This window comes from Sphaerisporangium rhizosphaerae, from assembly GCF_042665155.1.
Taxonomy (GTDB): domain Bacteria; phylum Actinomycetota; class Actinomycetes; order Streptosporangiales; family Streptosporangiaceae; genus Sphaerisporangium; species Sphaerisporangium rhizosphaerae.
Genome location: NZ_JBHTCG010000025.1, coordinates 1 through 12905, shown reverse-complemented (window position 1 = coordinate 12905; position 12905 = coordinate 1). Strand labels below are relative to the sequence as shown.

Sequence of the window (12905 nt, the reverse complement as noted above, 5' to 3'; positions counted from 1 at the left end):
GCGCAAGCGGCACTCCCGGAAACGGCACTCCTGGAAGCGGTGCCTCGGCGGGAACGCTCACGGGAGAATGCTCTGGAAGGCACGGAGAATGCTCCGGGAGACGGTGCCGGCGGCGGTAAGGGGCCGCCGGAACGCGGCTGCCGGGCATGATTCCGAGAAGAGGGCGCCCCATTGAGACGTTCCCCTTCGGACGATCCTCAGGCGACGGTCACCCTGGGAACGGTGCTGTCTCGGGGTCCTTCATGAAGGACCGCTCTCCGAAGGAGTGAGGATCAGGTCGCGGACGATCTGGATCAGCTCCGCCGGGTCGAACGGCTTGGTGAGGTAGGCGTCCACCCCGATGCCGAGGCCGCGCTTCTTGTCCTCTTCCTGGGCCCTGGCCGTGATCATCATGATCTTGATGTGGCGCAGGCTCTCGTCGGCGCGCAGCTTGGTGGCGGTCATCCAGCCGTCCAGGCGCGGCATCATCACGTCCAGCGTGATCACATCGGGTTGGACGGACGCCACGCGATCAAGGCAGTCCTGCCCGTCCGTCGCCGTCTCCACCTGGAACCCCTCCAGGCTGAGATTCACGGCGATGAGCTGCCGGATGACCTCGTCGTCGTCCACGACCAACACGCGTCCCAGAACCTCTTCCACGGCCGCGAGGCTAACCCCTGAAAGCCCTCCCCGCGACCTTTTCCCCCAACTCAACCCCCACGGCCACGCGATCAGACACCGCCCTTCCCCGACAGGCAGGGCAGAACGCTCACCCCGGCCACGCAACCCCCGCACCAACCGCTCACCTCCCGAGACGAACCGCTCATCCCTCGCGACGAACCAGGACAGGCAGGGCGGAACGCTCACCCCGGCCACGCAACGCCCGGACCGACCGCTCACCTCCCGAGACGAACCGCTCATCCCTCGCGACGAACCAGGGCAGGCAGGGCAGAACGCTCACCTCGGCCACGCAGCGCCCGGACCGGCCGCTCACCTCCCGAGACGAACCGCTCATCCCTCGCGGCGAACCACGGTCTCCGGGCCGCCGCGCCTCTCGTTCCGAAGCCCGTGACCGCACATCGACGCCCCGCCTGTTCCCCGCCTCTTCGGCAGCGATGCCACGCCGAAAGGGACCTCGCCTGCATCGCCGATCCGCATCGCATGAACCAATTCCCCATGCCGCTTGTCCACAGCCTGACGCTGCGAAGCCCCCGCCGTGCTGCATCGCCGCAGCTCATGGGCTACGTCAGTCACATTCGCCGCTGAGCGGCACCCGACCTTCGTCCACAGAACGCCGTTCGGCCCAACGGCCGGCAGCTCTCGAAAATCACCCTTGGGTTTGATTCGCCATCGAGCCCAAGGAGGGCACCGTGATCACGATGCTCGTCACCACCGTCCTCATCACGGGGACGGCAGTTCCCCTCGTCGCTTCGGCCGCTCCCCGCCCCCCGCTGACCCGATGCACGCAGATCCGCCGGCTGCCCACTCTCCACCACCTCACGGCCCCACCTGCCCGTCGATCGTCCGGCGTTCTCACGGCATGCGTCGGCGAGAGCCCGGGAGGCCTTCCTGTGGCCCGGTCGTCGCTCCATGACCGCCCGTGGCCGCCTCACCGCCAGATCGACCCCTACGGCACACCAGCCGCTCGTCTGTGGACCTGGCCGGCGCGTGACCTCCTGCCGGAAGAGATCGACACCAGCGCGCCGGGCGAGGGGCACCTCGCCCGGCAGCAGGTCGGCGCCCGCACCGACGGAGGCCTTCTGCTGCGCATCCACCAGCCGGCGCTCGTCGACCGCCGTGGCCCGCACGCCGGTTCACCCGAGGCCGCCGAGTCCGGTCGGCCGCCCGGCGCCGATCGTCCAGCGCGAAGTCTTTCCGTGTACCGACGCCCTCCGCGTGTGCCCGACCGAGACCGGTCTCGGTCGGCGCCTGACGGCGGTGGACGCCGGCATCGGGAGGCTCCCGACCCGGCATTCCCCCGATCGACGCCAGACCACGCGGCCGGAGCGGCGCGCTCCCAGCGCCGAGGCGGCGCCGCGCCGACGGCTGCCCGGGTGGTCCCCACCTCCCGCCGTCCTGCCGGCGATCGGTCGGCGTCCCGCTCGCGGCAGGTCACTGCCGGGGCCATCGCCGCGCGAGCGGCCGTCAAGAAGATCGGCACCCCGTACGTCTGGGGCGGAGGGTCACGGAACGGGGCCACGAAGGGCGGGTTCGACTGCTCGGGTCTGGCGCTGTACGCCTGGTCCCGGGCCGGGGTCTCCTTGCCTCACTACACGGGCAGCCAGTTCACCAGAGGCAGCAAGATCCCCTTCTCCCGGCTCAAGGAGGGTGACCTGGTGTTCTTCGGAGGAGGCGCCGGAGACCCCACTCATGTCGGCATCTACCTCAAGAAGGGGGTGATGGTCCACGCCCCGAAGTCCGGTGACGTCGTGCGCACCGTCGACTTCGCCCACTCGGCCTACTACCGGGCGCGCTACCGAGGCGCCATCCGCCCCGGCAAGTAAGTCCTTTCGTCCGCACCCGCGATGTCGCACCAGGCGATCCACCCCGGTCCCAGCACGGGTGGTCGGCAGACCCCACTGCCACGATCCACGCCACCCACGCGAAAACCGTCGCCAAGCCCCGAGCGCCACAGGCCGACCCCGCCGAACCGACACACGACGACGATTCGCGAGGTCACAACCAGGCCCAACCCACCCGGAGCTCCCACGACGGACCGGGGCACCCGCCACAGCGAAATCGACAGCCGAGCGGTTCACCTGGTCACAGCAGCCCCAGTCACCTCCAGTAGCCCCACGAGGAGACGGGCGACTGCCAGGACAAGACCAGCAGCGACACGGTTTGACTTCCCGCCCTCTCCGGAGCCCGAGCGACGAGGGGGTGGCTGTCGGGACAAGCTCGGCGGCGGGACGGTTTGGACTTCCCGTCCTCTCCAGGGCCCGAGCGGCGAGGTGGGTGGCTGTCGGGACAAGCTCGGCGGCGGGATGGGTTGGACTTCCCGCTCTCTCCAGGGCCCGAGCGGCGAGGTGGGTGGCTGCCGGGACAAGCTCGGCGGCGGGATGGGTTGGACCTCCCGCTCTCTCCAGGGCCCAGCGGCGAGGCGGGCGGCTGGCGGGATAAGACTAGGAGCGAGACGGCTCCGACTTTCCGCCATGGGTCGGCGCCGTCGGGGTGGGGTCTTCTCGGTGGCTTCGTGGGGCCGGTCGGGGGCATGGTTCGGTTGGCGCGGGTTTCTGAGTAACGGAAGACCGCCAGATGCTGGTAGCCTTACCACTCGTTGAGCCCCCTTAGCTCAGGGGATAGAGCACCGGCCTCCGGAGCCGGGAGCGCAAGTTCGAATCTTGCAGGGGGCACACGATCTTGACCAGCGGATCCGTCCGCTGACCAGGGCGAACAGCACAGCAACGGGCGGGTCTCCAGTCTCACGGAGTCCCGCCCGTTCTCATTGACGCCGCTGGTTGTGGACCAGTTGTGGACCACACGCGTGCTTCCGTAGTGATCTCCGTGTGGGGATGAGTCAACGCTCGGTCCTTGGTGTTGTGCATGTGTGGTCAATACCGATCGTCCTCTCTTGACGTACATGCCTGGTCCATCTCGATAGCCCGAGGCGATCAGGGGCGTGGATCACGAACGGGGGTGCGGAGTGACCGCCCGGCCAGGTCACGACACAGGGTGCGGGCGCAGCCGACCGGTGGGGCACGGTACAGAGATGCGGGGCGAGCAGGCGGGGTGGATCACGAGCCGGTGCGCGGGGCCGGCGCGCGGGTGGTGCGGAAGCGGGCGCGGTAGGCCGTGGGCGGCACGCCCAGTTCGCGGACGAACGCCCGCCGCATCGTCTCCGGAGAGCCGAACCCGATGCGGCGGGCCACGACGTCGAGCGGCCTGTCACTGGTCTCCAGCATGTTGCGGGCGCTCTCCAGGCGGGCCAGCTCGACGTACCGGCCCGGGCTGAGCCCGGTCTCCTGCCGGAACAGGCGGGTGAGCTGCCGCACGCTGAGCCCGGCGCGCGCGGCCATGGCGGCCAGGCCGTGGTCGCCGGCCGGGTCGACGGCCACGGCGTCCAGCACCGGGCGCAGCGGCGCGCACCGCTCGCCGCCGGCGAGCAGGCGGACGCTGAACTGCGACTGGCCGCCGGGCCGCTGCATGAACACGACCAGGTGCTTGGCGACGGTGCGGGCGAGGTCGGCGCCGTAGTCCTGCTCGACCAGCCCGAGCGCCAGGTCGATGCCCGAACTCACCCCCGCCGAGGTGACGATGTCGCCGTCCCGGACGAAGATCGCGTCCCGGTCCACCTCGATGCCCGGGTACGCCCCGGCGAGCCGCTCGGCCAGCTCCCAGTGTGTGGCCGCGCGGCGGCCGTCCAGCAGCCCGGTGGCGGCCAGGACGAACGCGCCTGCGCAGACCGAGGCGGTGTGCCGGGCGCGGCCGGACAGCCGCCGCACCTGGTACAGCAGCGGCCGGTCGGCGGACGCCGCGTCCACGTCGGGGCTGCCCGGCACGAGCAGGATGTGCCCGCCGTCGCCGAGCTCTTCAAGGGCCACGTCGACGCCCAGCCGGATGCCTCCGCTGGTCTTGATGTCCCGTCCGCCGAGTGAGGCGATGAGCGGCCGGTAGCCGGCGCCGTGCTCGACGGCCATGGTGAACACCTCCAGCGGCCCGGTCACGTCCAGCAGGCGGACGCCGTCGTACACGACGACGACCACGGTGCGTCCCTCATGCTCGTGCGGCGTGGCCATGGCTTCAGTCTGCTCCCCGCCTCGGACGACCGGCGGCACCGCGGTGCGCGGGCCGGCCTCGTGCCCCACCGGCGGAGCCGCCGATCGTGACGGGAGTGTCGCCGTACATGGTTCCTCCGTATCAGGACGCGGCGTGCTCGCGCTGGAAGAGCGCGGTGAGCGCCGCGATGACCAGCAGGCCCGCCGACAGCCACAACCCCCGCGCGATGCCGCCTTCTCCGTCGGACAGCAGGCCCGACGCCAGCGGGCCCGCGGCCTGCCCGACGGAGAAGGCGACCGTCAGCAGGGCGATGCCCGCCGTCCAGCCGGTCGGCGGCAGCATGCGCCGGGCGATGAGGGTGGCCGCGGTCGGTCCCGCCATGAACCCGGCGCCGAAGACCACCGCCGACAGCAGGGCCGAGAACGGGCCGGGCGTCATGAGCAGCACGGGCAGTACGCCCGCGAACACCAGCGCCGCGACGAGCGCCGTCGCCCGGCCGCCGCGCAGCCGTCCGGCCAGGCGGCTCCAGACGACCAGCGTGGTGACCGCCGAGGAGAGCCCGAGCACGACGAAGAACAGCGCGGTCATCGAGGCGCCGAGCCCCTGAGTCCTCAGCAACGCGATCACGAAGGTCATGTAGCTGACATATCCGGCGCCGAACAGAACGTACCACGCGAAGGTCGGGCCGAGGCGGCGCAACTGGTGACGGGCCAGGACGGCGGCTTGCGTGTCGGCGGAGTCGGGGACGCGCCTCGCGCCAAGCCAGGCGGGCAGCAGCGCGACCGCGGCGGCGGCGCCCATGAGCAGCCAGCCCAGCCGCCAGCCGTCGTCGCCGGCCGACAGCGCGGCGGGCACGACGAGCCCGGAGATGACCACCCCGACGCCGACGCCGGCCATGTACACCGCGACCGGCAGTGCGGAGCGGCGTCGCGGGGCGCCCGCGGCGACGCGGGAGACCAGCGCCGAGCCGATGACGAAGGTGACGGCCGTGGCCAGCCCTCCGATGAACCGCAACGCCAGCAGCGCGGAGAAATCCGCCCACGCGGCGGTGGCGAGCAGTGCGAGCGCGCTGAGGGCCAGGCTCCACAGGAACGCGGCGCGGTCGCCGAGCCTGCGCGCCCAATGGACGGCGGACGCGGCGCCCAGGATGTAGCCGGCGGCGTTGGCGGTGTTCATGCCGCCGGCCTGCGCGTAGGTCCACCCGAGGGTGTGGTGCATGGAAGGCAGCAGCAGGGCGTAGGCGAAGCGGGTGAAGCCGAGCGCGACCACAGGCCCGGTGGCCAGGCCGAGCGCGATCAGCACCTGCCGGGCGACGCCCGCGCGCTGATCCTGGGGCGAAGAGGTGACCGCGGTCATGTACGGCCTCGGCCGCGCGTGAGCCACATGGTGATCGTCCTTCCGGTCGGTTTCGAGGCCATCGATGCCTCAAGGCGCCGGAGAGCACCACCCATGGCCGTCGATCCGGCCATCCGTCCCTCGGATCAGGCCATCGGTCTCATCGGTCTCAGCGGAACGGTCGACGTGGACCAGGCCCTCGCCGAAGGTGCGAAGAACGCCCACCGCATCCCGTCGAGAGCGGGTATCACCAAGTGGACTGACCGCAATGCGAATGGTGAGCTGGACGAGCGGGCCTGAGGGACATGCAAGCAGTTCCGAGCGCAAGGATCGTTTGACGCTCGCGGGTTGTGGGCCGTCTAGGCGTTATGCGCTCCGGGCTGTGGAGACGCTGGTCCTTCGCTGGTCATGGGGCGGGTCGGCATGGGTCTTCGAGGGGGAACGATTCGGGGACCTCAGGTGTTCTGGCGGCTGAGGGTGCGGGTGATGGTCGGCAGGACGGCGATGGACGGGGCCCAGCCGAGTGCCTTCAGAGCGATGGGGCGCCCTCGCAGGTCACCGCCCGCTTGCCGGGATTGCTGAGTTCGGCCCCGGTGAAGTCGGCCGTGCCGGCGATCTGCGCGCCCTGCAGGCGGATCCCCCCTTCGGCGGTGAACCCGTCGCGGAAGAACATGTCCTGATCGACCGCGATCCGCTGGCCGCTCACCGCGCCCCCTCCGGGGTTGCGGATGGTGGCGCCGTTGAAGGAGATCTGACCGTGGACGCGGGCTCCGGCGAGCTTCACCTCGCCGGAGGTCGTGAACCCGTTCTCGCAGAACATGTTGAGGTCGACGACCATGCCGGCGGCGGAGAGCGCGGGCCGGTCCTGGGGGGCGAGGATGACGGTGCCGCCCAGATCGAGGTTGCCGCCGACATGCGCGCCGGCCAGCCGCACCTCGCCGATCCGGCAGGAGGTCAGCCCCAGCGGCCCGTCGGTCCGGATCCGGTTGGCGTCCAGGCCGGGAATCCGGCAGGCGGAGACCGACAGCCGCCGTACGTGCGCGTTCTCCACGTCGATCGGCTCGTCGAACCAGCACCGCCGGAAGATGATCTCCGCCGCGATCTCTCCGCCGTTCAGGTCGAGCCGGCCGGTGATCCGGGCGCCGCGGAGGGAGAGCCTGGTGACGCCTCCGCCGTCGCCGCCTCGGCCTCTGAGCAGCAAGGCGCTGATGACCTCCGCGCGGACTCGCTGGTCAGGGTCGTACTCGTCCGGGTCGAATCCTTCGGCCGTCGGGTCGGCCGTGCCGATGTCGACCCGATCGCCGTCCGGGAACGCCTTCCAGAGCCGTCGCTCCGCGTCCGTGCGCAGGTCGTTCGGGTGCACCGTCTCTTCCTTCTGTCAGAACCGGCAGTGCAGGGGATCGGTGAACACGGGAGGAGGGCCGGACAGGGCCGCGCGGATCGACTGTTCCAGGATCGAGTACGGCGAGCCGTCCGCCCGGTCGAGGCGGAGAGGTTCGCGCAGACCGGTCTCGGTGTTGCTGATGAAGCGGGGTGGGCCGGTGTGCTTGTAGCCGCGGGTGTGGAACAGCAAGGGATGACCGAGGACGACGTCGCCGGCCGAACCGGTGATCTCGCGGAAGTTGCCGATCGGCTCGGCCAGCACCGCGTCGAACAGCTCCAGGTGGGTCATGCCCTCGGGGCGGGCGGCGAGCACTCTCGCGGCGCGGCGGTGGGAGCCCTCGGACACGATGGTGCCGCCGCCGCGCGGCTCGATGTCGGAGAACAGGCCGATCAGCAGCAGTCCCTGCCGGGGCGCGTCGATCGTGTGGCGGAACCAGTTGCCGTCCACGTGCCACCCGTACGGGGGTACGCCGTACGGCCGGTCGGCGCCGTGCGCGAAGTTGACCGGCCAGAAACCCCAGCTCCGCTCGCCGCGCCAGCGTCCGGGGCCGAGCAGTTCTTCGACGGCCGCCGCCACCTGGCCGGTGAAGCAGGCGAGCACCTCGGGCGTGTGCAGGCGCTCCTCGATGTCGTACCCGGGCGGCCACGTGGCGGGGTCGTCGCGCAGGATGCCGGCCTTCTCCGCCATCCGCCGCCAGACCCGGTCGCGGGCGGCGGCCGCCTGCCGCGCCGTGAACGCGCCCGGAAGGACGCACAGGCCACGCTCGACGAAGCTCTCGATGCGCGCCCGGCCCAGCATGGTCACCAGTACAGCAGCCAGCGGCCGTCGCACCACACCCCGTGTCCCTGCAGGGTGAGCCGCTCGTCGTCGGGTTCGACCTGGCCGACGGGGGCGACCTGGTGCAGGATGTGGCCCGAGTGCACGGCCATCGTGCCCACCGTGTACGGGACGTAGGTGCGGGTGTGGAACCGCAGCAGATCGGTGGCGCCCTCGACCCAGCCTCGCCGCCGGGCGAGCTGGAACTGCTCGTAGGTCGCGTCCCACACGTTCAGCCCGCCGCCGGCGACGGGCAGCCGGATCGGCAGTGTGAACGACAGCAGCCGTTCGAGGTCGGTGCCCGGGGGCCAGTCGAAGGCCCGGTACTGCAGGTCGAAGTGGATCGGCGCCCGGGGTTTGGTGAACACCGCCGCGGCCAGCCAGACGTGGAAGCCGGGCAGTGCCAGGTCCTCGGGGTAGCACACCGGCGATCCGAGGTGCTCGCCCAGCACTTCGGCCAGGCGCTCGTACAGCCAGCCGAACCGCTCCCACAGCACCGGCCGCGCGGCCCGTGCCCGCGCCCGGTACTCTCCCGCCCGCGGGTCCTGGGCCAGGTCGAGGTAGCTGGGCGGCCCCAGGGTGAAGAACGCCGTGGGCTCGGGTCCCCGGGGCAGCCAGTGATCTCGCAGGTCGTGCACGGCGTCGCGGACGGTGGCGCTCTGCTCGCCGGTCAGGACCGGGACCGATTCCATCACGCGGCCCCCTGTTCCAGCAGGGTCAGCAGCGACCTGGTGACGGCGCCGCCCAGCCTGCGGTCGTACCAGTCGTATCCGGGCATCGGATTGACCTCCAGACACCAGTGGGTGCCGTCGTCGGCCACCTTGAGGTCCCACCCGGCGAACGCCAGCCCGAAGTCGCGGGTGCACGCGGTCATCCGGGCGGCCAGCGGGCCGGGCAGTTCGCACAGGCTGAAGACGACCTCCCCGGCGGGAGCCGCGCGGTAGTCCACGACGGGAGAGATGATCCGCTCGGCGTGCACGCGGTCGCCCACGACGTGCGCCCGTACGTCGGCGCCGGTGACGTAACGCTGCACGTGCACGGGCCCCTGCCGGGAGTCGAACCCGGCGAAGTCGCCCGGGCCGACGAGCCTGCTCGTCGCCCGCACTCCGGACACGGCCTTGACGATCGTCGGCCCCGCCGCGGCGAACGCGCCGAGACGGGCCCCGTCGGAGCTGGTCAGGCTCTCGGGCACGGCGAAGCCCGCCTGTGCGATGGACCACTCGTGCAGGGGCTTGGCGCCGTTGTCGGACCCCGCCCGGTTCACCACCAGGCCGGGGATGTGGTCGAGCCAGGCCGTCAGGCCGGTCACCAGGCTCTGCCAGGCCACGGCGTGACGGGGGTCGTCCTGGAGAGCGGCCAGGTCGATCAGCCGGCAGAAGTAGGACGCGCGCGGGTCGAGTTCGTGCCTCCCGCTCGGGGTCGGCAGGACGCTGTGGCCGTCGTCGGGGATGGCCAGCCGCCAGGCCCGTTCGGCCACCACCTCCCGCAGGTCGATCGCCACGACGGGCGCACCGGCCCGCTCGGCCTCGGCCACGAAGTGGGTGAACGTGGCGTCGCCGCCGACGCCGATGGCGTAGATCATGGGAACAGCGCCTTCACCAGATGAGGGCCGAGGCCCAGCCAGACCATGCGGAGCTGCTCCAGGGCGGGGAACGGCTCCACGTTCACCAGCCGGGCGGACGCAAGGTCGGGGGCGAGCCGCCAGGTCACCGCGGCCAGGTCGAGGCCGAGCCGGGCGACGATGCCGATGCCGCGCTCGGTCAGGTCCAGATCGTCAAGGTCGGCGGTGGTGCACCGCCAGGCGTTCCCGCCCAGCACCACGACGCCTTCGAAGACCGGATCGGCGTCCGACCACCGTGCCCGGAACGGGCCCTCGGCCGTCATCGCGTCGGTCCACGGCGCCGTGGCCCCGGTGCCCTCGTCCCGCACCCACCAGGTGGCCTCCGCCTCCTCGCCCGCCGGCGCAGGCGTGGGCGGAGGCGCGGGCGGCGCCCCCGCGAAGACCTCCACGGAGCCCCCGGAGACCCCCGCGCGAAGCTCGGTCAGGGCGGCCGAGACCGAGACGCGGCTGCCGAGCCCCTGCGGGGTGGGGCGGTTGATCACCGGGGCGGGGGTGAGCGCGGCCACCGCCCACAGCTGGGCCAGGCATTCGCCGTACTGGAACTCCGCGTCAAAGCTGACGCGGAGCGGCGGGGGAGGGGGGAGGCGCAGGAGCATGGGGCATTCGGGCGTCACGGCGGCCACACCGTCGCGGACCGAGACGGTGAACATCTGGGCCGCGTCGAACACGTCCAGGACGCGTGCCTTGTGCCCGCTCTCGGTGACGAATTCCGCCACCTCGATCGCGACCTCGTCTTCGGGGTCGGCGACGATGATCAGTTCTGGGTCGGCGGTCCCGGATGGCGCGGACTCAGATGACAAGACCGTTCCTCCTCAGGAACCGGTTGAACCGGGACGCGCGGAGCGCCGCGATGGTCTCGTCATGTTCGCCGGACGGTGACGCGGGAGACGTCGTCATTCCTTCCGGCGGGCCCGCCGGGCCCGCCGGGGATCGCCCGGGCGGCGGCGCGTACGTCTTCGGCCCGCCGGTGGGCGTGGGCCAGTCCCGGCCGTCCTTGCCGTCCTTCCAGTCCTTGGTGTCCTTGCCGTCTTTGGTGTCCTTCCAGTCCTTCAGATCTTTGCTGTCTTTGTAGTCCTTCAGATCCTTGTAGTCCTTGTTCTCCTTGCTGTCCTTACCGTCCTTCGAGTCTTTGCTGTCCTTATAGTCCTTGGAGTCTTTCGAGTCCTTGCTGTCCTTGGAGTCTTTGCTGTCCTTGAAGTCCTTGAACTTGGCGACCCCCGGCCGGGCGAGAGGCGGCACGGAACCGGCGGGTTCCGGGAAGGCGCGCCCACCCGCGGGCAGCCGCCACAGCGCCGCGGTGACGTCCCTGCGTCCGGACGCCGCCAGGAACGGCATCACCCGCGACTCGTCCACCGTCCATGACATCAGCCCGTTCTCCCCGTCGTCGATCCGAGTCGATCGTGATAGCCGCGCAACGCCGTCGCCAGCCGTCGCTGGGACGCCCTGTCGTGCGGGTTGAGGTTGCAGACCAAGTGGTCCACGCCGAGGTCGCGGTACGCCAGCAGGCCCTCGGCCACCTGCTCGGGCGACCCGGCCAGCACGGGATGGTCCTGTGGCCCGGGCTCGCCCACGGAGACGTTGACGCCGAGGGTGACGCCCAGCGTGCCGGGGGCGCGGCCCACCTCCGCCGATGCCTCTTTGAGCCGGGACAGCGCCTCACCGGCGGTCTCCGGCGGGCCGAACCAGCAGCCGTTCCACAGGTCGGCGTGCTCGGCGGCCAGGCGCAGCATGCGAGGACCCCGGGCGGCCACCAGGACGGGAGGACCGCCCGGCCGCGGCCCGCGTGGCCGCAGCTCCCCGCCGCGGACCCAGTGGTGCCGCCCTTCGTACCGGTCCAGTTCGCCGGTGCGGAGCAGCGGCAGGATGATCCCCAGCGCCTCCTCGAACCGGTCCACCCGGTGGTCGAAGGGGATGCCGAAGGCGTCGAACTCCGGCTGGTGCCAGCCGCAGCCGAGGCCGAGGATCAGCCGCCCCCCGCTGACCTCGTCCAGGGTGACGGCCATCTTCGCCAGTACCGCCGGGTTGCGGAAGGCCGTGCAGAGCACGAGCGTGCCGAGCTCGACCCGTTCGGTGGCCTCGGCCAGCGCCGCCAGCACCGTCCAGGCCTCCCAGATGCCCTCGGTGGGCAGGCCGGGCTCGCGGAACAGCAGGTGATCGTAGACCCAGACCGAGTCGAACCCGGAGTCCTCCGCCCGCAGGGCGAGATCACGGATCTCGACGTAGGACGGCTGCTTCCACGGGTACTCCGCCACAGGCAGGACAAGGCCGATCTTCAATGCCCCTCGCATTCACGACCGCACGACGTGAACACCCCCGAACCAAGCGTCACTATATGCCGGAAAGCGGCCGCCGGGAATGGCCGCGGACCGTTCCGAATGGTCGCGGACCTCCGGTCGCCGCAGCGGTGGCGGCCGCCGCGTCACGTCCAGGATCGGCCGGCATCGAATTCGAGCGAGGCATCACATGGAGGGAGGAGCTGAAAATTTCATTGCGAACTTTCGTGCGTGATTCGGCGCGAGTTGAAGAAGTTTCCGCAGGCCGTATCGGGTGCCGGGGTGGGTAGAAGGAAGCACTTAAGTCGAGGGTTTCTCGAAAGTTTCATGATGGCCTTGACACATTTCGGAGGCGTTTCCACACTGAGTCCCCGAGGCGGTCGCTCCCTGCCTGCTGATGGTGCAGCGGCGGAGAACGCCCGCCTCCGACGTCCTCGTGGTGTGCGTTCCCGCTTATGGGGTGGCGTCGATCCCGCAGGACGTCGCCGCGATTCCGCTGTTCCGTGACTCAGTTGTGGAGGCTCAGGCATGAGCACAAACGCCACCCCCCCAGATGGACGCCGGCGGCCACGCGGCGCACGCCGCGCCCTGATCGCCGGCGCTCTGGGCGCCCTCGGTCTGACCACCGTGCTGATCGCGCCGGGTACCGCCGGTGCGGCCGAGAGCACGCTGGGCGCGGCGGCCGCGCAGAGCGGCCGCTACTTCGGCACCGCGATCGCCTCGGGCAAGCTGGGCGACTCGCAGTACACCACCATCGCGAACCGTGAGTTCAACATGGTGA

Annotated in this window: 12 protein-coding genes, 1 tRNA gene and 1 pseudogene; 4 read left to right on the top strand and 10 right to left on the bottom strand. The window is 71.1% G+C overall.

The genetic code is table 11. The annotated features are described in order from the left end of the window. Positions 1–240: 240 nt before the first annotated feature. Positions 241–639, bottom strand: coding sequence for a response regulator transcription factor (locus tag ACFQSB_RS28770; RefSeq protein WP_380830014.1), 399 nt, complete (start codon positions 637–639; stop codon positions 241–243). Between the two features lie 1394 nt (positions 640–2033). On the opposite strand from ACFQSB_RS28770, the gene ACFQSB_RS28765 reads away from it, so the two are divergent. Both ACFQSB_RS28765 and ACFQSB_RS28760 read left to right on the top strand, forming a co-directional pair. Next, on the top strand, positions 2034–2483 hold the full coding sequence (locus tag ACFQSB_RS28765; RefSeq protein ID WP_380830013.1) for a C40 family peptidase: 450 nt from the start codon (positions 2034–2036) through the stop codon (positions 2481–2483). Between the two features lie 777 nt (positions 2484–3260). Further along, positions 3261–3332: transfer RNA gene (locus ACFQSB_RS28760), tRNA-Arg, on the top strand. 381 nt (positions 3333–3713) lie between these two features. On the opposite strand, the gene ACFQSB_RS28755 is transcribed toward ACFQSB_RS28760, so the two are convergent. Further along, complete coding sequence (locus ACFQSB_RS28755) at positions 3714–4715, bottom strand: GlxA family transcriptional regulator (RefSeq protein ID WP_380830012.1); 1002 nt, start codon at positions 4713–4715, stop codon at positions 3714–3716. A 121-nt stretch (positions 4716–4836) separates the two neighbouring features. Then, complete coding sequence (locus ACFQSB_RS28750; protein WP_380830011.1) at positions 4837–6078, bottom strand: YbfB/YjiJ family MFS transporter; 1242 nt, start codon at positions 6076–6078, stop codon at positions 4837–4839. Here ACFQSB_RS28750 and ACFQSB_RS28745 point away from each other — a divergent pair, their 5' ends adjacent. Then, positions 6079–6330 carry a hypothetical protein gene (locus ACFQSB_RS28745; protein ID WP_380830010.1) on the top strand — a complete coding sequence of 84 codons (252 nt, stop codon included), beginning with the start codon at positions 6079–6081 and terminating at the stop codon, positions 6328–6330. Between the two features lie 229 nt (positions 6331–6559). Here the strand turns inward: ACFQSB_RS28745 and ACFQSB_RS28740 are convergent, their stop codons facing one another. From ACFQSB_RS28740 to ACFQSB_RS28710, 7 genes are read right to left on the bottom strand one after another with little or no spacing between them, the layout of a single operon-like run. Beyond that, entirely contained in the window at positions 6560–7393 is an 834-nt protein-coding gene (locus ACFQSB_RS28740; RefSeq protein ID WP_380830009.1) for a hypothetical protein, read from the bottom strand. 15 nt (positions 7394–7408) lie between these two features. After that, positions 7409–8248 carry a hypothetical protein gene (locus ACFQSB_RS28735; protein WP_380830008.1) on the bottom strand — a complete coding sequence of 280 codons (840 nt, stop codon included), beginning with the start codon at positions 8246–8248 and terminating at the stop codon, positions 7409–7411. After that, positions 8215–8922 (bottom strand): hypothetical protein, encoded by a 708-nt coding sequence (locus ACFQSB_RS28730; RefSeq protein ID WP_380830007.1) that lies wholly within the window; start codon positions 8920–8922, stop codon positions 8215–8217. Before ACFQSB_RS28730 ends, ACFQSB_RS28735 begins: the two co-directional genes overlap by 34 nt. Then, on the bottom strand, positions 8922–9812 hold the full coding sequence (locus ACFQSB_RS28725; RefSeq protein ID WP_380830006.1) for an ATP-grasp domain-containing protein: 891 nt from the start codon (positions 9810–9812) through the stop codon (positions 8922–8924). Before ACFQSB_RS28725 ends, ACFQSB_RS28730 begins: the two co-directional genes overlap by 1 nt. Further along, positions 9809–10651 (bottom strand): hypothetical protein, encoded by an 843-nt coding sequence (locus tag ACFQSB_RS28720; RefSeq protein WP_380830005.1) that lies wholly within the window; start codon positions 10649–10651, stop codon positions 9809–9811. Before ACFQSB_RS28720 ends, ACFQSB_RS28725 begins: the two co-directional genes overlap by 4 nt. Then, complete coding sequence (locus ACFQSB_RS28715) at positions 10641–11204, bottom strand: hypothetical protein (RefSeq protein ID WP_380830004.1); 564 nt, start codon at positions 11202–11204, stop codon at positions 10641–10643. The genes ACFQSB_RS28720 and ACFQSB_RS28715 overlap by 11 nt, the downstream gene beginning before the upstream one ends. 11 nt (positions 11205–11215) lie before the next feature. Continuing rightward, on the bottom strand, positions 11216–12127 hold the full coding sequence (locus tag ACFQSB_RS28710) for an LLM class flavin-dependent oxidoreductase (RefSeq protein ID WP_380830003.1): 912 nt from the start codon (positions 12125–12127) through the stop codon (positions 11216–11218). Positions 12128–12652: 525 nt separating this feature from the next. Here ACFQSB_RS28710 and ACFQSB_RS28705 point away from each other — a divergent pair. Continuing rightward, positions 12653–12905, top strand: a pseudogene (locus tag ACFQSB_RS28705) (endo-1,4-beta-xylanase); the annotation flags it as partial.

What these genes read in the sequence shown, in the direction of transcription:
- ACFQSB_RS28755 (WP_380830012.1), bottom strand. Translation starts at nt 4,715, where the DNA reads ATGGCCACGCCGCACGAGCATGAGGGACGCACCGTGGTCGTCGTCGTG.
- ACFQSB_RS28745 (WP_380830010.1), top strand. Translation starts at nt 6,079, where the DNA reads ATGGTGATCGTCCTTCCGGTCGGTTTCGAGGCCATCGATGCCTCAAGG.
- ACFQSB_RS28730 (WP_380830007.1), bottom strand. Translation starts at nt 8,922, where the DNA reads ATGGAATCGGTCCCGGTCCTGACCGGCGAGCAGAGCGCCACCGTCCGC.
- ACFQSB_RS28725 (WP_380830006.1), bottom strand. Translation starts at nt 9,812, where the DNA reads ATGATCTACGCCATCGGCGTCGGCGGCGACGCCACGTTCACCCACTTC.